The following is an 18,712-nucleotide window of genomic DNA, read 5'->3' as shown; positions in this document are numbered from 1 at the left end:
GGACCGGCACAATGGGGCCCATGTCCCGACGTGCCGCCCGTCCCTCCTCCGTGTCCAGGTCCTCGGACGGGTGCCCGTGCGGGCTGCCCGGTTCCTACGAGGCGTGCTGCGGGCGGTTCCACTCCGGGGCGGCGGCCGCGCCGACCGCCGAGGCGCTGATGCGGTCGCGGTACAGCGCGTTCGTCCGGGGCGAGGTGCCGTATCTGCTGCGCACCTGGCATCCGCGGACGCGGCCCGGCCGGCTGGAGCTGGATCCGGGGACGCGGTGGACGGGTCTTGAGATCCTCGGGACGGCGGACGGCTCGGCGTTCCACACCACGGGGACGGTGACCTTCCGGGCCTCGTTCCGCGGCGGATCGCTGCACGAGCGCAGCCGGTTCGAGCGGGTGGACGGCGCCTGGGTGTACGTCGACGGGGAGTTCCTCAGCTAGGGCGCCAGGATGTCGAGCTCCTGGAGGGCGCCGACCGCGATCTCGCGGGTGAGGTGCTCGGCGCGGACGGCGTCGCCGGCGCGGACCGCCTCGGCGACCTGGACGTGCAGGGTGACCGCCGCCGGGTCGGGGTCCTCGAACATGACCTCGTGATGGGTGCGGCCGGCCAGGACCTCGGCGACGACGTCGCCGAGCCGGGCGAACATCTCGTTGCCCGAGGCGTTGAGGATGACGCGGTGGAAGGCGATGTCGTGCAGGAGGTAGCCCTCCAGCTGGTGGCCGCGTGAGTGGGCGACCATGCCGAGGGCGCACTCGGTGAGTTCGGCGCACTGCCCGGCCGTGGCGTGCTTGGCGGCCAGGCCCGCCGCCACCGGTTCCACGGCGGAGCGCAGCACGGTGAGCGAACGCAGCTGGTGCGGGCGGTCGGCACCGGCCAGCCGCCAGCGGATGACCTGGGGGTCGTAGACGTTCCACTCGGCCTTGGGGCGGACCGTGACACCGACGCGGCGGCGGGACTCGACCAGGTGCATGGACTCCAGGACGCGTACCGCCTCGCGCATCACAGAGCGTGAGACATCGAAGCGCTGGGCGAGTTCGTCCGTGCGCAGAACGCTGCCCGGCGGATACTCGCCCGCGGTGATCGCGGGGCCGAGGGAGTCCAGTACTCGGCCGTGCAGCCCCCGGCCCGTTGTACTCATGCACTCAGCGTACGGGCCGGATCACGGGAACAAAAAGTCAGACTTATATGTCACAGACTCTTGATTCGTCGTACCTAATGGGTTTCAGTGTGCGTCGACATCACGTGTCGACGAGGACAGACAGTGAGGCAGCGATGAACACCCCCCATGTCGTCGTGGTCATGGGCGTCGCGGGCACCGGGAAAACCACCATCGGTCCCCTGCTCGCGGCCCGCCTCGGCGTTCCCTACGCCGAGGGCGACGACTTCCACTCCGAGGCCAACATCGCCAAGATGTCGGCCGGCACCCCGCTCGACGACGACGACAGGTGGCCGTGGCTCGACGCCATCGGCGCCTGGGCGCACCGCCGGGCCGGGCTCGGAGGAGTGGTCAGCTGCTCCGCGCTGAAGCGCTCGTACCGCGACCGGTTGCGGGCCGCCGCGCCGGACGTCGTGTTCGTACATCTCGCGGGTGACCGCGCGGTGATCGAGGACCGGATGTCCCACCGGCAGGGGCACTTCATGCCGACCGCGCTGCTCGACTCCCAGTTCGCCACCCTCCAGCCGCTCCAGGAGGACGAGGCGGGCGTCGCCGTGGACGTGGCCGGCACCCCCGAGGAGATCACCGAACGGGCCGTCACGGCCCTGACGGCGCTCCCCGAGCCGACCGTGTAACCCCCTCCCCAACCCCGTACCTGCAAGGGAAACACCCGTGACCAGACTCAGCGTCGAGATGCTGGCAGCGGACCCCGTCGAGCCCATCACCTCGGCGGGACACGCTCAGCTCGGTGTCGCCGTCCTGGTGGGCATCGCCGTCATCGTGCTGCTCATCACCAAGTTCAAGCTCCACGCCTTCCTGTCCCTGACCCTCGGGTCGCTGGCGCTCGGCGCGATCGCCGGCGCGCCGCTGGACAAGGTCATCGCCAGCTTCACCACCGGCCTCGGCTCCACGGTCGCGGGCGTCGGCGTGCTGATCGCCCTGGGCGCCATCCTCGGCAAGATGCTGGCCGACTCCGGCGGCGCCGACCAGATCGTCGACACCATCCTCGCCAAGGCGGGCGGCCGCTCGATGCCCTGGGCGATGGTGCTGATCGCCTCCGTGATCGGACTGCCGCTCTTCTTCGAGGTCGGCGTCGTCCTGCTGATCCCGGTCGTGCTGATGGTCGCCAAGCGGGGCAACTACTCGCTCATGCGCGTCGGCATCCCGGCGCTGGCCGGTCTGTCCGTGATGCACGGTCTGGTCCCGCCGCACCCCGGCCCGCTGGTAGCGATCGACGCGGTCGGCGCCAACCTGGGCGTCACCCTGGCGCTCGGCGTCCTCGTCGCGATACCGACGGTGATCATCGCCGGTCCGGTGTTCTCGAAGTTCGCCGCGCGCTGGGTGGACGTCCCGGCGCCGGAGCGGATGATCCCGCAGCGCGCCTCGGAGGTGCTGAAGAAGCGTCCCGGCTTCGGCGCCACCCTGGCGACGATCCTGCTGCCGGTCGTCCTGATGCTGTCCAAGGCGCTGGTCGACATCGTCGTGGACGACCCGGAGAACACCGTCCAGCGGGTCTTCGACGTCGTCGGCTCGCCGCTGATCGCCCTGCTCGCCTCCGTGCTCGTCGGCATCTTCACGCTGCTGCGGCCGGCCGGGTTCGGCAGGGAACGCGTCTCGCCGCTCGTCGAGAAGAGCCTCGCGCCGATCGCGGGCATCCTGCTGATCGTCGGCGCCGGCGGCGGCTTCAAGCAGACGCTGATCGACACCGGCGTGGGCCAGATGGTCCTGGACATCTCCAAGGACTGGTCGATCCCCGCGCTGCTGCTGGCCTGGCTGATCGCGGTGGCGATCCGGCTGGCGACGGGCTCGGCGACCGTGGCCACGGTCTCCGCGGCCGGTCTGGTCGCCCCGCTGGCGGCCGACATGTCGACCACGCACGCGGCCCTGCTCGTCCTGGCCATCGGCGCCGGCTCGCTGTTCTTCAGCCATGTCAACGACGCCGGGTTCTGGCTGGTGAAGGAGTACTTCGGGCTGAACGTCGGGCAGACCATCAAGACCTGGTCCGTCATGGAGACGATCATCTCCGTGGTCGCCGGCGGCACGGTCCTGCTGCTGTCCCTGGTGTTGTAGGGGTACGGCGCCGGCGGCCCACCCGCTGCTCGACATCTCCGGGCGCACGGCATCTCCGGGCGCACGGCATCTCCGGGCGCACGGCCCTGGTCCCCGGCTCCAGCCGGGGCACCAGGGCCGTGCGCTCGCCCGTGGCCCGGCCGAGGTCGGCTGCACGGTCGTCCTCGACGGACGGGACGGCGAATGCCTCGTCCGGGCCGCCGATCGCGGACGTCGACGAGCGGGTGGGCCCGCTGGACATCCTGGACGCCGACCTCACCGGCGCGTTCCTGGGGGCCGGGAGGCCGCCCGGCGGATGACGGAACGCGGCCAAGGCGAGATCGTCGGCATCTGCTCGCCGCGGAGCGAAGTCGTCCGGCCGGGCGTCGCGCCCTACGCCGCCGCCAAGGGCGTGCTCACCATGCTCACCAAGGGCAGGTGCGCCGACCGGGGCTCGCACGGCGTCCAGGTCGGCGACTCGGCCCCGGCCGCATCGGGGCCGAGCTGACCCGGCGCCCCGTCGAGGACGCCGAGTCCAGCGCCCGGGTGCGGCGACGCGTCCCGGCCGGGCGCCGGGGCCGGATCGAGGACCTGGTCGGCGGACCGCTGTTCCCCGCCTCGCCGGCCGCGGACGTCGTCGTCGGGCAGGTGCTGTACGTCGACGGGGCATGACGCCCGTGCTGTGAGCGGGGCTCCGGCGACCGGCCCGGTTCCGCCGGTCCTCGCGTGATCCTGTCCCGGATGCCCGGAAGGTTCCCTATCGGCGCCCTGTCGATGTCCTCACGGCTTCCCCCGGAGCGCGCGGGGCCCGATGATGTGGTGATCCCCCGGAGGCCGCCGCGGCCGTCGGGGGCACGGACGTCGGGGGGTCTCATGGCGGTTTCCCTCGGGATGCGCATCTCGGGGCTGCTGTTCGTCGGCGCGGTGGCGGTGGCCGCCGCCGCCTTCACCGGCCTGGAGGGCGGCGACCGCGCGGACGGCGGGGGCGGCGGCGGACCGGCGGTGACCGCCGGGCCCTCCCCCGGGCCGGTGACGGCCTCGCCCTCCCCCTCCACCCGTCAGCGCCCGGACGGGCACATCGGCGCGCCCGCGGTCACCGGCACGTCCGGTGCCGTCGCGGACGGCGCCCCGTCGCGCCGGTCCGCGAGCCCCGCCCCCTCGGAGAGCCGCGAACACGTCGTGGCACCCGCCTGGCTGCCGCCCGGCCCCGGCTCACCCGACCTCGACGGCACCGCCGACCCGGCGAGCGTGTACGACCGGCTCCGGGACCCCGCCGCGTGCGGGACCGCGCTGGACGGTGTGCCCGAGCCGGCGGACGGCGACGAGTGGACCCTGCTGCGGGCCCTGTCGTCGGCCTGTCTGGCCGTGCAGGGCGAGGGCGGCGACTGGGAGCAGGCGGGCCGGGACCACGCGGCCCTGGCCGGCGAGGTGCGATCCTGCAAGGGGCGTGCCGCCTACGCCGTGCTGGGCGGGCTGCTCGACTTCCACCGGCGCAGCCCCGGCGCGACCGTGCGGCTGCGGACGCCGGCCGGCGGGACCCCGGCGTGCGGGTACCGGATCGCGGGCGTGGACACGGGCGGCGACGGCACCGCGCGGCCCGCCGAGGTGATCGGCATCGAGCTGGCGGACGCCTACTTCGACCCCGCCGAACTGCCGCGGGCCGCGACGGTGACCGTCGGGGGCCGGCAGGTGCCGGGCGTCCCCGTGCTGGGACCGCGCTCCGGCGACACGGCCGTCCTGTCCGTCGTGGTCCCGGCGCTCGGGCCGGGCCCGGTGGACGTGTCCCTCCGGTACGGCGGCGACGAGGTGCGCCTGCCACAGGCGTTCACGATCGCCCTGCCGGACGTGCTCCCCGACCCGGAACCCGAACAGGACACCGACGGCGGTCAGGACGTGCAGGCGCCGTCGGCCGAGGTGCCGGCCGGGGTCATGTCGTTCGCTCGGCCGGGGGCGCCGCGGGGAGGGCTGGAACAGGTCACGGGCGCCACGCCGAGTGCTCCCGCTCGGCCCACTCGCGGCTGACGGTGCCGGTGCGGAGGCCGTGGCGGGACTCCGGGTCGGCCAGGGCCATGCCGACGTGACCGGCGAGGACGACGCCGAGGGTGAGCGCGAGCCAGTCGTGCACGAAGGTGGCGCTGGTGCGCCAGCGCAGGGGGGTGAGGTCGGTGAACCACATCAGCAGGCCGGTGCCGAGCATCACCAGCGTCGCCCCGGCGAGCCAGGAGGCGTAGATCTTCTGCCCGGCGTTGAACTTGCCGGCCGGGCGGGAGCCGGGGCGCCGGTCGCGGCGCAGGACGGACCGCAGCCAGATCCGGTCGTGGGGGCCGAAGCGGTTGAGGAGTCCCAGGTCGCGGCGGAAGGCGCGGGAGACCAGTCCGGCCAGGGCGGGCACGGGCAGGGCGAGACCGGCCCACTCGTGGACGCGGACCACGAGTTCGCGGCGGCCCACCAGCTCGGCGAACTGCGGGATGTAGAGGCAGGCCGCCGTGACCACGCACACGCCCATCAGCGCGGCGGTGGCACGGTGCACCCGGCGGGCGGCCGGGGTGAAGCGGAGCACCTCCGTGGCCGGGCGGAGCGCGTCAACTCGTGGGGGCATCGTCGCGTCCGTTCGAGCGGCCGACCCAGGCGTCGACGTCGTAGCCCCGTTCCTCCCAGTAGCCCGGCCGCACGTCCCGGGTGACGGTGATGCCGGAGAGCCACTTGGCGGACTTGTAGAAGTACATGGGGGCGACGTAGAGGCGCGCGGGGCCGCCGTGGGCGTGGCCGAGGTCCTCGTCCCGCATGCGCAGGGCGACCAGGACGTCGGAGCGGCGGGCCTGGTCGAGGGTGAGGCTCTCGGAGTAGGCGCCGTCGAAGCAGGTGAAGCGCACGGCGCCCGCGCCGGGGCGCACGCCGGCGGCGTCGAGCAGCCGGGACAGCCGTACGCCTTCGAAGGGGGTACCGGGGACCCGCCAGCCGGTGACGCACTGGACGTCGCGGACGAGCCGGGTCTGCGGGAGGGCTCGAAGGTCGGCCAGCGTGTAGGAGTGCGGACGGTCGACGAGGCCGTCCACGGTCAGGCGGTAGCCGGTGGCGCTCTTCCGGGGGACGGAGGAGGTGACCGAGTAGTAGCGGAAGCCGCCGCCGTTGGGCAGCAGGTCGGTCAGGCCGGTGGGGTCCTTGTCGGACGCTCCGGCGAGGAAGGACTCCAGGCCGCGTTGCAGAGTGGGCGCGGTGGCCACGCCGAGGACGCCGAGACCGAGGGTGCCGAGGAGGACGCGGCGGCCGATGGGCCGGCCCCGCTCCTCGCCCTCCGCCTCGGGGGCGCCGGGCTGTTCGGGGTTCACCCCCTCATTCGAACACCCGCGGCCCGGGCGGAGCCAGGGATCGCGGGTGTTCGTCAGACTTCCGTCATCTGTCGGGTGCGGAGCGCCGGATCACGAGGTCTCCTCGGCGGCCTTGTCGAGCTGGAACGCCTCGTTGCCCAGGCCGAGGCGCGCGTGCCGTTCGGGGGCGCGCGAGCGCAGCAGCAGACCCTGGACGACCCCGGCGGCCAGGGCGAGGGCGATGACCGAGGGCAGGACCCAGCTCAGGGCGGAGCCCGGGCCGGCGCCGATCAGGACGTCGAAGTCCTTGACCGTGTGGACGACGATGAAGAGCAGTGCCAGGACGGACAGCGCCGAGGCGGCGAGCCGCCAGAACTGGGCCGCGGCGGCACCGCGCCGGACGAAGAAGGCGATCACGGAGACCGAGGCGGCGGCCATCAGGGCGGTGACGCCCAGCGCGCCGAGGCTGCCCATCCAGGTGAACAGGTGCAGGACGGGTGCGGTGGGGTCGCCGGCCGGCTTGTCGTCGGTGAGCGCGAAGGCGGCGACGGCGACCAGCGAGACGCCGGTCTGCAGGAGCGAGCCGGTGCCGGGGGCGCCGCTGGCGCCGCTGGTGCGGCCGAAGGCGGCGGGCAGCAGGCCCTCGCGGCCCATGGCGAAGGCGTAGCGGGCGACGACGTTGTGGAAGCTGAGCATGGCGGCGAACATGCCGGTCACGAACAGCACGTGCAGGACGTCGGTGAAGGTCTCGCCGAGGAGGTCCCCGGTGAGGAGGAAGAGCATGCCGGCGCTCTGCTCCTGGGCGGTGCCGACGACGGCGGAGGGCCCGGTGGCGACGGTGTACGCCCAGCAGCTGACGGTGTAGAACACCGCGATGCCGCCGATGGCCAGGAACATCACGCGGGGCACGAGGACGTGCGGGCGGCTGGTCTCCTCGGCGTAGACGGGCGCCTGTTCGAAGCCGAGGAAGGCGGCGACACAGAAGCACAGGGCGGTGCCGATGCCCGCGCCGGTGAGGGTGTCGGGGTTGAAGGCGTGCAGCGACAGCCCCTCCTTCGCGGGACCGGAGATCGCGGCGACGTCGAAGATCACGACGAGGACGACCTCGACGACCAGCAGCACGCCGAGCACGCGCGCGTTCAGGTCGATCTTCAGCCAGCCGAGCGCGCCGACGGCGAGCGCCGCGAGCAGGGCCGGTATCCACCAGGCGATCTCCAGGTCGAGGTAGGTGGCGAACAGCCCGGAGACCTCGAAGCCGAAGATGCCGTAGATGCCGACCTGGAGGGCGTTGTAGGCGACGAGCGCGACCATCGCGGCGCCGGCGCCGGCCGTGCCGCCGAGGCCGCGGGAGATGTAGGCGTAGAAGGCGCCCGCGTTGTGGACGTGCCGGCTCATCTCGGCGTAGCCGACGCTGAAGAGGGCGAGGACGAGGCCGAGGATCACGAACAGCAGCGGCTGCCCGACCACGCCCATCACCCCGAAAGTCGTGGGCATGACACCCGCGACGACCATGAGGGGCGCGGTCGCCGCGAGCACGGACAGCAGCAGGCCCGCGGTGCCCAGCCGGTCGGCGCGCAGGGCGCGGTCCTGCCCCTTGAACGTATGGATCCCGCCGTCACCGGCGGTGGCGCTGCTGATGCTGGAACTGCCCGTCGTCATCGAGTGTCCGTCCTTCGTCGGGTCGGGTGGCGCTGGGTGTGTCCTGAGGGTCCGCCGCTCTCAGGCCGTGCCGAGCGCGGTGTCGCGGGCGGCGCGGAAAGCGGAGTACGGGTCGCGGTCCGGGTAGGACCACGGTGACGGGGTGGCGTGGTCGCCGATGCGGTGGAACAGTGCGGCGGCCTCGGCGCCCCGGCCCGCGCAGACCTTCGCGTGGGCGAGGAAGTTCAGGTCGATCAGCCGGCGGGGGTGGCCCTCCTGCTCCCACTCCAGCCACCAGTCGAAGGCGGAGCGCATCACCTGGCGGGCCCGGCGGCCGGTCCAGTGCCCGGAAGCGGCCGCGTCCCGGGGTTCGTGCCCCGCCGCCGCGAGGACGCGGTAGCGCTCGGTGTGGGCGACGACCGGCAGGACGGCGAGCGGCGAGTCTGCGGGGGCTCGCTGGGCGACGTCCAGGGCGAAGCCGTACACCTCGTGCATCGGGTCGGCGCCGGCCGCGGAGCGCTGTTCCGCGAGCCGGGCGACCACCAGGTGGTGGGCGTGGTGGTGGTCGGTGTACCGGGCGCGCACCTCGGCGAAGCAGTGCCACAGCTCCGGCTCGGCGCCGAGAGCGCACTCCAGCATGAGCAGGCCCAGCCAGGGGGTGGGGTCGGCGGGCAGGAGCGCGGCGGCCCGGTGGCAGGCGTCACGGGCGCGGGGCGGCTTCTCCTTGCCGCGCAGGGCGAGCCGCACCTGGGCGAGGGCGAGCAGGACGGTGGCGTCGCCCGAGTCGGGCTCGGCGAGCAGCCAGTCGCGGGTCCAGGCGGCGCAGTACGGCTCCGCGGCGAGGACGGTGGCGCGGTGCCCTCTGCGGTCCCAGTCGTCGCCCGTACGGGCGAGCAGGGAGCGGACCGCCTGCCAGCGCCCCTGGGAGAGGGCGGTGCGGGCGGCGGCGAGCTCGGCGTCGTCCAGTGCCGCGTCGAAGGGGTGGCCGCCGCGCTTGCGCCCGCGACCGAGAGGGGGTGGGGGTGGGGGTGGCGACACCGGTTCCGGGTCCTGGGAGCACATCGTGGGCTGTCATCAGGTGGTCACGCACAGCAAACCCCCCGCCAAGGGTCTGCGTCAAGGGCCGCTCAGGGGGCTACACGCGTCAACTTCCGTGATCCATGGGGCAGTTGTTGCTCAAGTGATGCCCGAAATGATACGAATTGTTGAGACTGTGTGGCGTAGGTCATGGCGACGGGGTACTCGGTGCCGCACACTCGTAGGACGCGCATGCCGGGCCTGAGGTCGCTACAGTCGGCCTTTACGCACCCCGTCCCCTCCCCCGGCAGGATGATCGAGGTACGCAGCGTGTCGCTCCAGATCCTCATACTCGCCGTCGCCGCCGCATCCTGTCTGGGCTTCGGCTTCGTACTCCAGCAGAACGTCGCCCAGCGGGCTCCGCTCAACGACTACCTCTCCCCCCGGCTGCTGCTCGACCTGATGAAGGTCCCGCGCTGGCTCGGCGGCATCGGTCTCATGGTGGTCGGCATGGCCCTCGGCGCGATGGCGCTGGGCCAGGGCGAGATCTCTTTGGTGGAGCCGCTGCTCGCCACGAACCTGCTCTTCGCGCTGATGCTCTCGCGCCGCCAGACCAGGCAGCCCCTGGGCCGCCAGGGCTGGGCGGGCCTCGCGCTCCTCGCGGGCGGGGTGACGGCGTTCATCATGGCGGGGCAGCCCCAGGGCGGCTCGGCCGCGGGCGGCTCGTTCCGGCAGTGGCTGATCATCGGCGTCATGGTCGGGGCGGCCCTGCTGCTGACGGGGTACGCCAGACGCTCACGGCTCAACGCCGGCCCGGCCCTGCTCGCCACGGCCGCCGGCCTCCTGTACGGCGTGCAGGACGCGCTGACGCGGATGACCGGGCAGCGCTTCGCGGACGGCGGCCTCACCGCGGTCATGACCAGCTGGCAGCCGTACGCCATCGTCGCGCTCGGCCTGACCGGGCTGGTGCTCGTCCAGAGCGCCTTCGAGACGGCGTCGCTGCGCATGTCGCTGCCCGCGCTGACCGCGGCCCAGCCGCTGGCGGGCATCCTGTGCGGGGTGGGCTTCCTCGGCGACCGGCTGCGCACCGACCCGGGCGCGCTGGCCTGGGAGTCCGCGGGCCTCGCGGGCATCGTCGTCGGCATCATCCTGCTCGGCACCCACCAGGCCATGCCCTGCGGCACCCGGCAGCCCGAGCGCACCACGGCCGCGGTCCCGGCTCCGCTGAGCTGACTCGCCGCCCGTACGCACCGGGGCCCCTCCTGCTTGGATGGGCCCCATGAGCGCTGCTGACGAGATCCTGGACATCGTCGACGAGCAGGACCGGGTGGTGGGGCAGGCCCCGCGCGGCGAGGCGTACGCCCGGGGGCTGCGGCACCGCTGCGTCTTCATCGAGGCCCGGGACGCCGAGGGCCGTCTCTTCGTGCACCGGCGCACCCCCACCAAGCTGGTCTTCCCCTCGCACTACGACATGTTCGTCGGCGGGGTGGTCGGCGCGGGCGAGACGTACGACGCCGCGGCGCTGCGCGAGGCCGAGGAGGAGCTCGGCGTGAGCGGCCTGCCGCGGCCGGTGTTCCTCTTCAAGTTCCTCTACGACGACGGCGCCGGGCAGACCTGGTGGTCGGCGGTGTACGAGGTGCGCTGCACGCTGCCGGTGGAGCCCCAGGCCGAGGAGGTCGCCTGGCACGGCTTCCTGACCGACGGGGAACTGGAGCGCAGGCTCCCGGAGTGGCCGTGGGTGCCGGACGGAACGGCGGCGTACGAGCGGCTGCGGGCGCACCGGGCGGCCGGCTGACCGGTGGGCGGCACCGGCCGGGCCCTCCCGCCCGTGCCCGGTTAGGGTCGTGCGTGTGATCGAGATCGTGCGCAACGTCCGGCTGTGGTTCGCGCCGGAGCAGATCCGGCGGGAGGGCGCCACGCCCGACTACCGGTTCTCGCTGGCCAACGAGCGCACCTTCCTCGCCTGGCTGCGGACCGCGCTCGCGCTGGTCGGCGGCGGCTTCGCGGTGGACCAGTTCCTGCCCGACCTGCGCTGGGGATGGCGCGTCGGGCTCGCGCTCGCGCTGCTGGCGGCCGGTGTGCTGTGCGCGCTGCGCGCCGTCAACCACTGGGTGCGCTGCGAGCGGGCGATGCGCCGCGACGAGGACCTTCCGGTGTCCCGGTTCCCGGCGCTGCTCGGCCTCGTGATCGCGCTGGTGGCCGTGGCGATGGTCTTCGTGGTGCTCGTCGGGTGGGAGACGTGACTGCCGGCCCGGCGGCCGGACCCGTACGGGACCCCGGGCTCCAGCCCGAGCGGACGCGGCTGGCGTGGCGGCGGACGACGCTGGCCGCCACCGTGGCCGCCGTCCTCGCCGCGAAGAGCGCGCTGCGGGGCGGGGTCTCGGTGACCGGTGCGGTCGTCGGCGCCCTGTGCTGCGTCCTGTGGCTGGGGTTCCTGGCGCTCGCCCACCACAGGATCCGACTGCTGACCGCGTCGGCCGAACCCCGGGCGCTGACCCCCCGGCACGCGACGGCCGCGGCCCTGGTCACCGTGGCCCTGGCGGTCTGCGGGGCGGGACTGCTCCTCTGAACCCGAACCGGTCTGCGGCCCGGTCAGTCCGTCTTCTCCCACAGCCCCGGCGGGGTCGTGTCCTGCGTCTCCCGGTCCACGGTCACCACGATCTTGCCGGATGTCCCGCCCTCCTCGCTCAGGCGGTGCGCCTCGGCCGCCTGTTCCAGGGGGAGCGTCCGCGCGACGCGGACGCTCACGACGCCCTGCTCCGCCAGCTCGGACAGCCGCAGCAGGTCCTCGGGGTCGGGGCGGGTGAAGTGGTAGCGGCCGCCGTAGGCGACGACGTCCGGGTCGGCGATCGAGAGCAGGCGCCCCTCGGGGGCCAGCAGGTTGGCCGAGACCTTCAGGGCGTCGCCGCCGACCGTGTCGAGAACGGCGGTCACCCCTTCCGGCGCGAGACCGCGCACCCGTTCCGCCAGCCCCTCGCCGTACTCGACCGGCTCGCCGCCGAGTCCGCGCACGAAGTCGTGGTTGCGGGCGCTCGCCGTGCCGATCACCCGGGCGCCCGCGTGCCGGGCGAGCTGGACGGCGAGGGAGCCGACCCCGCCGGACGCCCCGTGCACAAGGACGGTCTCGTCCCTTCTGACCTGGAGCGTCCTCGTGAGCGCCTGGTAGGCGGTCAGCCCCCCGAGGGGCAGCCCGGCCGCCTCCTCCCAGGTGAGGTTGCGGGGTTTGCGCGCGAGGGTGCGCACGGGCGCCGCGACGTACTCGGCGAAGGTGCCGTGCGCGAGGACGTCCTGGCGTACGTAGCCGATGACCTCGTCGCCGACGGCGAACTCCGGGACGGCCAGTCCGGGCTGGACGACGACCCCACTCACGTCCCAGCCCGGCACCACCGGGAAGACGGGCTCGATCAGCTGGTCCAGGTGACCCTCGCGGCACTTCCAGTCCACGGGGTTCACCGCCGCCGCCCGCACCTCGACCAGCACGAAGTCGACACCGACCCGGGGGTCGTCGACCTCCCCGTAGGCGAGCACGTCCGGCCCGCCGTAGCGTGAGTAGCTGATGGCCTTCATGGGTCCGACCCTCCGGGGCGGGGGGACGCCGCGCAAGCGGAATACCCCGATATGCACCGTTCGCGTGGCAGCCTGGGCGCCGTCGGACTCCGCTCCTTCCGAAGGTGAGCACCATGACCATCCAGCACGTCGAACACGCCGCCCACACGCATGTCCACGGCCCCGGCTGCGGACACACCCCGGTGCCGCACGGCGACCACACCGACTACGCGCACGACGGGCATCTGCACCGCGAGCACGCGGGCCACTGGGACGAGTGCGTCAGCGAGCACCACGTCACCCACGACGACCACGGCCACCGGCACGGCGAGGGCTGCGGGCACGAGAGCGTCCCGCACGGCGACCACGTCGACTATCTGCACGACGGGCACCGGCACGCGGCGCACGACGGGCACTGGGACGACCACTGAGCCCACCGGGCCCGGCGGAACGCACCCCCGGACAGCTCCCTGGCGCTCCGCCCGGGAGCTGTCGCCTATCGTGGGCCCGATCACGTTCGGGCGACCCTCTGGACTACATACCGACTGGTCGGCATCATAAGTCGGGTCACATTCACCCGTCCCGAGGAGCAATGATGAGCCCCGACCATCCGCCCGGACTCGATCTCGACCGGCTGCACGGCCTGCTCGAGCGCGAGCTGCCCGGTCTGGCGCAGGGCCCGCTGACCGGCCGGCTCATCGAGGGCGGACGGTCCAACCTGACCTACACCGTCTCGGACGGCACCTCCCGCTGGGTCGTGCGCCGCCCGCCGCTGGGACACGTCCTCGCCACCGCGCACGACATGAAGCGCGAGCACCGCGTCATCAGCGCGCTGCACCCGACCAGCGTGCCGGTTCCCCGGCCGCTGCTGCTGTGCGAGGACGAGGAGGTGCTCGGCGCGCCGTTCTACGTGATGGAGTTCGTCGAGGGCATCCCCTACCGCACCGCGGACCAGCTCGCCCCGCTCGGCCCGCAGCGCACGCGGGACGCGGTGCTGTCCCTGGTGGACACCCTCGTCGGACTGCACGCGGTGGACCCCGCCTCGGTCGGCCTCGAGGACTTCGGCCGCCCCGAGGGCTTCCTGGACCGGCAGCTGCGCCGCTGGGGCAAGCAGCTGGACGCCTCCCGCAACCGCGAGCTGGCCGGGATCGACGAGCTGCACGCGACGCTGGGCCGCCGGCTGCCCGACTCGCCCGCCCCCACCGTGATCCACGGCGACTACCGCCTGGACAACGTCCTGATCGGCCCGGACGACCGGATCAAGGCCATCCTCGACTGGGAGATGTCCACCCTCGGCGACCCGCTCACCGACCTGGGCCTGCTGGTGATGTACAGCATGCCGCTCGGGGCGCCCGACTCCCCGGTCTCCACGACCGCCGAGGCGGCCGGCCACCCCACGCCCACCGAGCTGATCCAGCGGTACGCCGAGCGGTCGGGCCGTGACGTCTCCGCGGTGTCCTGGTACACGGCGTTCGCCTGGTTCAAGCTCGCCGTGATCCTGGAGGGCATCCACTACCGCTACACGCTGGGCCAGACGGTCGGCCGCGGCTTCGACCGCATCGGCGACCTGGTCCCGGTCTTCATCCAGCACGGTCTGACCACGCTTCGCGACGGCATCCAGGAAGGCTGACGGACATGGACTTCGCGTTCGACGCGCGTACCGAGGAACTCCGCGCCAGGCTGCTCGCCTTCATGGACGAGCACGTCTACCCGGCCGAGGCGGTGGCCGAGGAGCAGCGCGCCCTGCTGGCCTCGCCGTGGGACACCCCGGCCGTGGTGGAGGAGCTGAAGGCCGAGGCGCGCCGCCAGGGCCTGTGGAACCTCTTCCTGCCCGACGCCGCGTACGGCGCCGGTCTCACCAACCTGCAGTACGCGCCGCTCGCCGAGATCACCGGCCGCTCCCCGCACCTGGCGCCCACGGCGACGAACTGCGCGGCGCCGGACACCGGGAACATGGAGGTGCTGGCCCAGTTCGGCGACGAGCGCCAGAAGAAGCAGTGGCTGGAGCCGCTGCTGGCCGGCGAGATCCGCTCGGCGTTCGCGATGACCGAGCCGGAGGTGGCGTCCTCCGACGCAACGAACATCACCACCCGGATCGAGCGGGACGGCGACGAGTACGTCATCACCGGCCGCAAGTGGTACATCTCCGGCGCGATGAATCCCGACTGCGCGATCTTCATCGTGATGGGCAAGACGGACCCGGACGGCGCGGACATCCGCCGCCAGCAGTCCATGGTCCTGGTTCCCCGGGACACCCCGGGGGTCACGATCCGGCGTGCCATGCGGGTGTTCGGCTACGAGGACCACTCCCACGGCGGCCACGCCGAGGTCGTCTTCGACCAGGCGCGCGTGCCCGTGGGCAACCTCGTCGGTGAGGAGGGCGGCGGCTTCGCCATCGCCCAGGCCCGGCTCGGCCCCGGCCGTATCCACCACTGCATGCGGCTGATCGGCATGGCCGAGCGGGCGATCGAGCTGATGTGCCGGCGCGCGGTGTCGCGTCAGGCGTTCGGCAAGGCGCTCGCCCAGCAGGGTGTGGTGCACAACTGGATCGCCGACGCCCGGGTGACCGTCGAGCAGCTGCGGCTGCTGGTGCTGAAGACGGCCTGGCTGATGGACACCGTCGGCAACAAGGGCGCGCACGCCGAGATCCAGGCCATCAAGATCGCCACACCGCGTGCGGTCGTCGGCATCCTCGACCGGGCGATCCAGCTGTACGGCGCGGGCGGCGTCAGCCAGGACTTCCCGCTCGCGGAGCTGTACGCCTCGGCGCGGACGCTGATGATCGCCGACGGGCCGGACGAGGTGCACCAGCGGTCGCTGGCGCGGCGCGAGCTGAAGAAGTACCTGTAGCGGGGCGCGTGCGGGGGCTCGGGCCCCCGCACGCCCTCAGGGGCGCAGGGCGCGCAGCAGCAGGTCGGCGAGGTGGTCGGCGACCTCCTGCGGGCCGAGCGGGCCGTCGGGCCGGTACCACGTGGACAGGTGGTGGACCGAGCCGAAGTGGTAGTCGACCACGAGGTCGGCCGGGGTCGCCGTGGAGAAGACGCCGGTGCGCTGCCCCTCCTCGATGAGCGCGCGGAAGCGTTCGTGGTAGCGCCGGCGCTCGGCGCGCACCAGTTTGTTCTTCTCGGGGCTCAGGTGGTGCATCGAGCGGAAGAAGATCGACGCGTCGTCGAGGTTCTCGATGGTCGTCACGACCACGTCGGCGGCGGCCCCGCGCAGCCGCTTCTCGACGGGCTCGTCGGCGTCCGCGAAGGCGTCCAGGCGCTCCTGCTGCACGCGCAGGACCCGCGCGTACACCTCGTGCAGGAGGTCGTCCTTGGAGCCGAAGTAGTGGTAGAGCGCCCCCTTGGTGACGCCGGCCGCCTCCACGATCTCCTGCACCGAGGTGCGGTCGTAGCCCTGCTCCGCGAAGAGCCGGGTGGCGGCGGCGAGCAGCCGCTGCGGGACGGGCGTACCGTCACCGTCCGTCGTTCTGGCCACTGTGCCGCCACCTGCCCTTCCGAGATGTCCGCTTGCTGTCTATCCGTCGTGGGTACGGGAACGAAGTTCCCGACGGAGGATCTTCCCACTTGCCGTCTTGGGCAAGTCGGGCAGGATCTCCACCTGACGTGGATATTTGTAGGCGGCCAGTCTCTCCTTGCAGTGCGAGACGAGTTCGCCGGGGTCGGTCTCGGCACCCGGACGGAGGCTGATGTACGCCTTGACGGTCTCGCCGCGGTAGCCGTCGGGCACCCCGACCACGGCGGCCTCCCGCACGGCGGGGTGGGTGTGCAGGACGTCCTCGACCTCGCGCGGCCAGACCTTGAAGCCGGACGCGTTGATCATGTCCTTCTTGCGGTCGACGACGTACAGCCAGCCGTCGGTGTCCATGAACCCGATGTCCCCGGTGCGCAGTTCGCCGTCCGGGAAGGTCTCCGCGGTGGCCTCGGGCCGCCGCCAGTATCCGGGGACCACCTGCGGCCCGCGGACGACGATCTCGCCCTGCTCGCCGAAGGGCACCTCCTCGCCCCGGTCGTCGACGATCCGGACGACCGTCTCGGGGCCCGGCAGGCCCACGGCGAGCGTCCCGGAGGCCGGGTCCACGGGGGCCTCCAGCCCGGGCGGCACGGAGGCGCAGGGGGCGGTGCACTCGGTGAGGCCGTAGCCGTTGCGGATGTACGGACCGAGGGCGGCCCGGAACCTCTCCACCAGGGCCGGCGGCAGCGGGGCGCCGCCGGAGGAGATCATGTGGAACGAGGCGAAGTGGTCGCGGGTGACGTCCGGGTGGGCGGCCAGCGCCATGAACGCCGTGGAGGGGCCGACGGTGTAGTGCGGACGGTGTTCCGCGAACGCGTCGAGGACGACGCCCGCCTCGAAGCGGTACGCGAGGACGAGGGTGCCCCCGCTGACCACGCAGGCGCCGAGCTGGCAGACCATGCCGGTGATGTGGAACAGCGGCGCGAGCCCGAAGTAGACGGGCGGGTCGGGCAGTTCGAGGCCGGTCCGCTGCCGCTCGGCGTTGTACAGGATGTTGTGGTGCGTGTTGGTGGCGCCCTTCGGGACGCCGCTGGTGCCCGAGGTGTAGCTGATCAGCGCGATGTCCGACGGCTCCGGGTCGCGGCCCTCGGGCGCGGGATGCCCGGCGCGGGCCACGGCCGTCAGGTCGTCGGTGCCGGCCGGCGTGGGGAGGCGGTCGAGGCCGGCCACCCGGGGGTCGTCGCGGGTCTGGAGGTCCGCCTCGCAGGCGGTGAGCACGATCCGCACCGGCGAGTCGGCCGCCGTGTCGCGCAGATACGTCTCCCAGGCCCGGCCGGAGCAGACGAGGGCGGCGACCTCGCCGTCCTCGAGGACGTGGCCGACCTCGCCCGACTTGTACATCGGGTTGACGGGGGCGACGATCGCGCCCGCCTTCCAGGCGCCGAGCAGGGCGAGCACGAAGTGCGGGGAGTTCTGCAGCAGGATCGCCACCCGGTCGCCGGCCTCCAGGCCGCGGGCGGCGAGATGTCCCGCGACCGAGTCGCTGAGCTCGTCGACCTGCCGGTACGTCAGACGGGCGTCGAAGTAGGCGAGGCAGACCCGGTCGGGGGTCTCCGCGGCGGCCCGGCGCAGGGCGTGCACGAGGGAGTCGTCCGGCGCGACGGGGGCGCGCTGGGCGTCGTTGAGCAGGGCCAGCCAGGGCATGGCGGCGTAGCGCGAGCCGGTCATCGGGTCTCCTCCCAGCGCTGCTGGAGGTGGTTCATCCCGGCGAGCCAGCGGTCGGGGGCGGCCGCCCGCGTCTCGTAGTAACCGGCGACCTCGGGGTGCGGCAGGATCAGGAAGCGGTCCTCCTCCATGCCCTTGAACAGGGCGTCCGCCACGTCCTCGGGGTCGATGGCGGTGGGCTTGAGCACCAGGTCGCCGGCGCTGCCGGTGGCGTCCAGCATGTCGGTGCGCACGCCCTGCGGGCAGATGGCGTGGACCTTGATGCCGCGGTGCCGGTAGGTCAGCGACAGGTACTCGGCGAAGGCGAGGGCGCCGTGCTTGGTGACGGCGTAGGGCGCGGCGCCGATCATGGTGAGCAGCCCGGCGGCGGAGACGGTGGAGACGAAGCGGCCGCTGCCGCGTTCCAGCCAGGCGGGCAGCAGGGCCTGGGCGGCCCGTACGTGCGCCATGACGTTGACGTCCCAGGACGTCGCCCACGTCTGCTCGTCGAGGGGTGCGCCGGGCTCGTCCCCGGCGAAGGCGACGCCCGCGTTCGCGCACCAGACGTCGATCGTGCCGCCGAGCGCGTCGCGGGCCTCGGAGAGGATCGAGGAGGCGTCGCCGGGGACGGCGAGGCCGCCGATCTCCTCCGCGACCGTCCGCGCCTTCGCGGCGTCGAGGTCGTTGACGGCGACCCGGGCCCCGGCGGCCGCGAACCGCCGGGCCAGCGCGGCCCCGATGCCCCCTCCGGCCCCGGTGACGACGACTGCGGCGTCCTGCACGGCTTGCACCATCGGTCTCCTTCGACTGCGGCTCCTGGCATGGTCAGACTAACCGGTCGGTATGT

General features: G+C 73.2%; 20 protein-coding genes and 1 pseudogene. 12 read left to right on the top strand and 9 right to left on the bottom strand.

Translation table 11 applies throughout. From position 1 onward, the window contains the following. Positions 1-20 precede the first annotated feature (20 nt). The gene (locus ABZ899_RS03025) at positions 21-431 is read left to right on the top strand and encodes a YchJ family metal-binding protein (RefSeq protein ID WP_361339896.1); all 411 of its coding nucleotides are present in this window, start codon (positions 21-23) and stop codon (positions 429-431) included. Here ABZ899_RS03025 and ABZ899_RS03020 read toward each other — a convergent pair. After that, positions 428-1,129 carry a FadR/GntR family transcriptional regulator gene (locus ABZ899_RS03020; protein ID WP_361339893.1) on the bottom strand — a complete coding sequence of 234 codons (702 nt, stop codon included), beginning with the start codon at positions 1,127-1,129 and terminating at the stop codon, positions 428-430. The genes ABZ899_RS03025 and ABZ899_RS03020 overlap by 4 nt on opposite strands. A gap of 134 nt (positions 1,130-1,263) precedes the next feature. On the opposite strand from ABZ899_RS03020, the gene ABZ899_RS03015 reads away from it, so the two are divergent. The 4 genes and pseudogenes from ABZ899_RS03015 (at position 1,264) to ABZ899_RS03000 (ending at position 5,218) form a co-directional block, all read left to right on the top strand. Beyond that, positions 1,264-1,782 carry a gluconokinase gene (locus ABZ899_RS03015; protein WP_361339890.1) on the top strand — a complete coding sequence of 173 codons (519 nt, stop codon included), beginning with the start codon at positions 1,264-1,266 and terminating at the stop codon, positions 1,780-1,782. 37 nt (positions 1,783-1,819) lie between these two features. Then, positions 1,820-3,217, top strand: a complete 1,398-nt coding sequence (locus tag ABZ899_RS03010) for a gluconate:H+ symporter (protein WP_361339887.1) — start codon at positions 1,820-1,822, stop codon at positions 3,215-3,217. Between the two features lie 68 nt (positions 3,218-3,285). Beyond that, positions 3,286-3,868 (top strand): annotated as a pseudogene (locus ABZ899_RS03005) (SDR family oxidoreductase). Between the two features lie 201 nt (positions 3,869-4,069). Further along, a complete protein-coding gene (locus ABZ899_RS03000; protein WP_361339884.1) occupies positions 4,070-5,218 on the top strand; it encodes a hypothetical protein in 1,149 nt (382 codons plus the stop codon). Here the strand turns inward: ABZ899_RS03000 and ABZ899_RS02995 are convergent. The 4 genes from ABZ899_RS02995 to ABZ899_RS02980 all read right to left on the bottom strand — a co-directional run bounded on the left by ABZ899_RS02995 (position 5,172) and on the right by ABZ899_RS02980 (position 9,180). Then, the gene (locus ABZ899_RS02995) at positions 5,172-5,795 is read right to left on the bottom strand and encodes a cytochrome b/b6 domain-containing protein (protein WP_361339881.1); all 624 of its coding nucleotides are present in this window, start codon (positions 5,793-5,795) and stop codon (positions 5,172-5,174) included. The two genes, ABZ899_RS03000 and ABZ899_RS02995, sit on opposite strands and share 47 nt — an antisense overlap. Next, complete coding sequence (locus ABZ899_RS02990) at positions 5,779-6,525, bottom strand: molybdopterin-dependent oxidoreductase (protein WP_361339878.1); 747 nt, start codon at positions 6,523-6,525, stop codon at positions 5,779-5,781. Before ABZ899_RS02990 ends, ABZ899_RS02995 begins: the two co-directional genes overlap by 17 nt. A 90-nt stretch (positions 6,526-6,615) precedes the next feature. Continuing rightward, entirely contained in the window at positions 6,616-8,163 is a 1,548-nt protein-coding gene (locus ABZ899_RS02985; protein WP_361339876.1) for an APC family permease, read from the bottom strand. 60 nt (positions 8,164-8,223) lie between these two features. After that, positions 8,224-9,180, bottom strand: a complete 957-nt coding sequence (locus ABZ899_RS02980) for a hypothetical protein (RefSeq protein ID WP_361339873.1) — start codon at positions 9,178-9,180, stop codon at positions 8,224-8,226. Between the two features lie 309 nt (positions 9,181-9,489). Here ABZ899_RS02980 and ABZ899_RS02975 point away from each other — a divergent pair, with 309 nt between their 5' ends. Genes ABZ899_RS02975 through ABZ899_RS02960 form a run of 4 tightly spaced genes read left to right on the top strand, consistent with a single transcriptional unit; the run spans position 9,490 to position 11,728 of the window. Further along, positions 9,490-10,392: a DMT family transporter gene (locus tag ABZ899_RS02975; protein WP_361339870.1), complete on the top strand. Its 903-nt coding sequence runs from the start codon at positions 9,490-9,492 to the stop codon at positions 10,390-10,392. Between the two features lie 46 nt (positions 10,393-10,438). After that, positions 10,439-10,954: an NUDIX domain-containing protein gene (locus ABZ899_RS02970; protein ID WP_361339867.1), complete on the top strand. Its 516-nt coding sequence runs from the start codon at positions 10,439-10,441 to the stop codon at positions 10,952-10,954. A 55-nt stretch (positions 10,955-11,009) separates the two neighbouring features. Continuing rightward, a complete protein-coding gene (locus ABZ899_RS02965) occupies positions 11,010-11,402 on the top strand; it encodes a DUF202 domain-containing protein (protein WP_361339864.1) in 393 nt (130 codons plus the stop codon). Continuing rightward, a complete protein-coding gene (locus ABZ899_RS02960) occupies positions 11,399-11,728 on the top strand; it encodes a DUF202 domain-containing protein (RefSeq protein WP_361339861.1) in 330 nt (109 codons plus the stop codon). Before ABZ899_RS02965 ends, ABZ899_RS02960 begins: the two co-directional genes overlap by 4 nt. Positions 11,729-11,751: 23 nt before the next feature. On the opposite strand, the gene ABZ899_RS02955 is transcribed toward ABZ899_RS02960, so the two are convergent. After that, the gene (locus ABZ899_RS02955; RefSeq protein WP_361339858.1) at positions 11,752-12,726 is read right to left on the bottom strand and encodes an NADP-dependent oxidoreductase; all 975 of its coding nucleotides are present in this window, start codon (positions 12,724-12,726) and stop codon (positions 11,752-11,754) included. Positions 12,727-12,839: 113 nt separating this feature from the next. On the opposite strand from ABZ899_RS02955, the gene ABZ899_RS02950 reads away from it, so the two are divergent. The 3 genes from ABZ899_RS02950 to ABZ899_RS02940 all read left to right on the top strand — a co-directional run bounded on the left by ABZ899_RS02950 (position 12,840) and on the right by ABZ899_RS02940 (position 15,555). Continuing rightward, positions 12,840-13,136 (top strand): hypothetical protein, encoded by a 297-nt coding sequence (locus ABZ899_RS02950; protein ID WP_361339855.1) that lies wholly within the window; start codon positions 12,840-12,842, stop codon positions 13,134-13,136. A 164-nt stretch (positions 13,137-13,300) separates the two neighbouring features. Continuing rightward, positions 13,301-14,335: a phosphotransferase family protein gene (locus ABZ899_RS02945; protein ID WP_361339853.1), complete on the top strand. Its 1,035-nt coding sequence runs from the start codon at positions 13,301-13,303 to the stop codon at positions 14,333-14,335. A 5-nt stretch (positions 14,336-14,340) separates the two neighbouring features. Then, positions 14,341-15,555 (top strand): acyl-CoA dehydrogenase family protein, encoded by a 1,215-nt coding sequence (locus ABZ899_RS02940; RefSeq protein WP_361339850.1) that lies wholly within the window; start codon positions 14,341-14,343, stop codon positions 15,553-15,555. Positions 15,556-15,591: 36 nt separating this feature from the next. Here ABZ899_RS02940 and ABZ899_RS02935 read toward each other — a convergent pair whose 3' ends face one another. From ABZ899_RS02935 to ABZ899_RS02925, 3 genes are read right to left on the bottom strand one after another with little or no spacing between them, the layout of a single operon-like run. Continuing rightward, on the bottom strand, positions 15,592-16,185 hold the full coding sequence (locus ABZ899_RS02935; RefSeq protein WP_361339847.1) for a TetR/AcrR family transcriptional regulator: 594 nt from the start codon (positions 16,183-16,185) through the stop codon (positions 15,592-15,594). A 39-nt stretch (positions 16,186-16,224) separates the two neighbouring features. Continuing rightward, positions 16,225-17,889: an AMP-binding protein gene (locus tag ABZ899_RS02930; RefSeq protein WP_361339844.1), complete on the bottom strand. Its 1,665-nt coding sequence runs from the start codon at positions 17,887-17,889 to the stop codon at positions 16,225-16,227. Then, positions 17,886-18,659 carry an SDR family oxidoreductase gene (locus ABZ899_RS02925; protein WP_361339841.1) on the bottom strand — a complete coding sequence of 258 codons (774 nt, stop codon included), beginning with the start codon at positions 18,657-18,659 and terminating at the stop codon, positions 17,886-17,888. Before ABZ899_RS02925 ends, ABZ899_RS02930 begins: the two co-directional genes overlap by 4 nt. Positions 18,660-18,712 lie beyond the last annotated feature (53 nt).

The organism is Streptomyces sp. NPDC046859 (assembly GCF_040645135.1).
Taxonomy (GTDB): Bacteria; Actinomycetota; Actinomycetes; order Streptomycetales; family Streptomycetaceae; genus Streptomyces.
This window is presented reverse-complemented; position numbering and strand designations above follow the sequence as displayed.

Bases quoted from the DNA above. Each gene is read 5' to 3' on its own strand.
- ABZ899_RS02940 (WP_361339850.1), top strand. From the start codon at position 14,341: ATGGACTTCGCGTTCGACGCGCGTACCGAGGAACTCCGCGCCAGGCTG.
- ABZ899_RS03020 (WP_361339893.1), bottom strand. From the start codon at position 1,129: ATGAGTACAACGGGCCGGGGGCTGCACGGCCGAGTACTGGACTCCCTC.
- ABZ899_RS02950 (WP_361339855.1), top strand. From the start codon at position 12,840: ATGACCATCCAGCACGTCGAACACGCCGCCCACACGCATGTCCACGGC.
- ABZ899_RS02925 (WP_361339841.1), bottom strand. From the start codon at position 18,659: ATGGTGCAAGCCGTGCAGGACGCCGCAGTCGTCGTCACCGGGGCCGGA.
- ABZ899_RS02945 (WP_361339853.1), top strand. From the start codon at position 13,301: ATGAGCCCCGACCATCCGCCCGGACTCGATCTCGACCGGCTGCACGGC.
- ABZ899_RS03000 (WP_361339884.1), top strand. From the start codon at position 4,070: ATGGCGGTTTCCCTCGGGATGCGCATCTCGGGGCTGCTGTTCGTCGGC.
- ABZ899_RS02985 (WP_361339876.1), bottom strand. From the start codon at position 8,163: ATGACGACGGGCAGTTCCAGCATCAGCAGCGCCACCGCCGGTGACGGC.
- ABZ899_RS02970 (WP_361339867.1), top strand. From the start codon at position 10,439: ATGAGCGCTGCTGACGAGATCCTGGACATCGTCGACGAGCAGGACCGG.
- ABZ899_RS03025 (WP_361339896.1), top strand. From the start codon at position 21: ATGTCCCGACGTGCCGCCCGTCCCTCCTCCGTGTCCAGGTCCTCGGAC.
- ABZ899_RS02930 (WP_361339844.1), bottom strand. From the start codon at position 17,889: ATGACCGGCTCGCGCTACGCCGCCATGCCCTGGCTGGCCCTGCTCAAC.
- ABZ899_RS03015 (WP_361339890.1), top strand. From the start codon at position 1,264: ATGAACACCCCCCATGTCGTCGTGGTCATGGGCGTCGCGGGCACCGGG.
- ABZ899_RS02955 (WP_361339858.1), bottom strand. From the start codon at position 12,726: ATGAAGGCCATCAGCTACTCACGCTACGGCGGGCCGGACGTGCTCGCC.
- ABZ899_RS02995 (WP_361339881.1), bottom strand. From the start codon at position 5,795: ATGCCCCCACGAGTTGACGCGCTCCGCCCGGCCACGGAGGTGCTCCGC.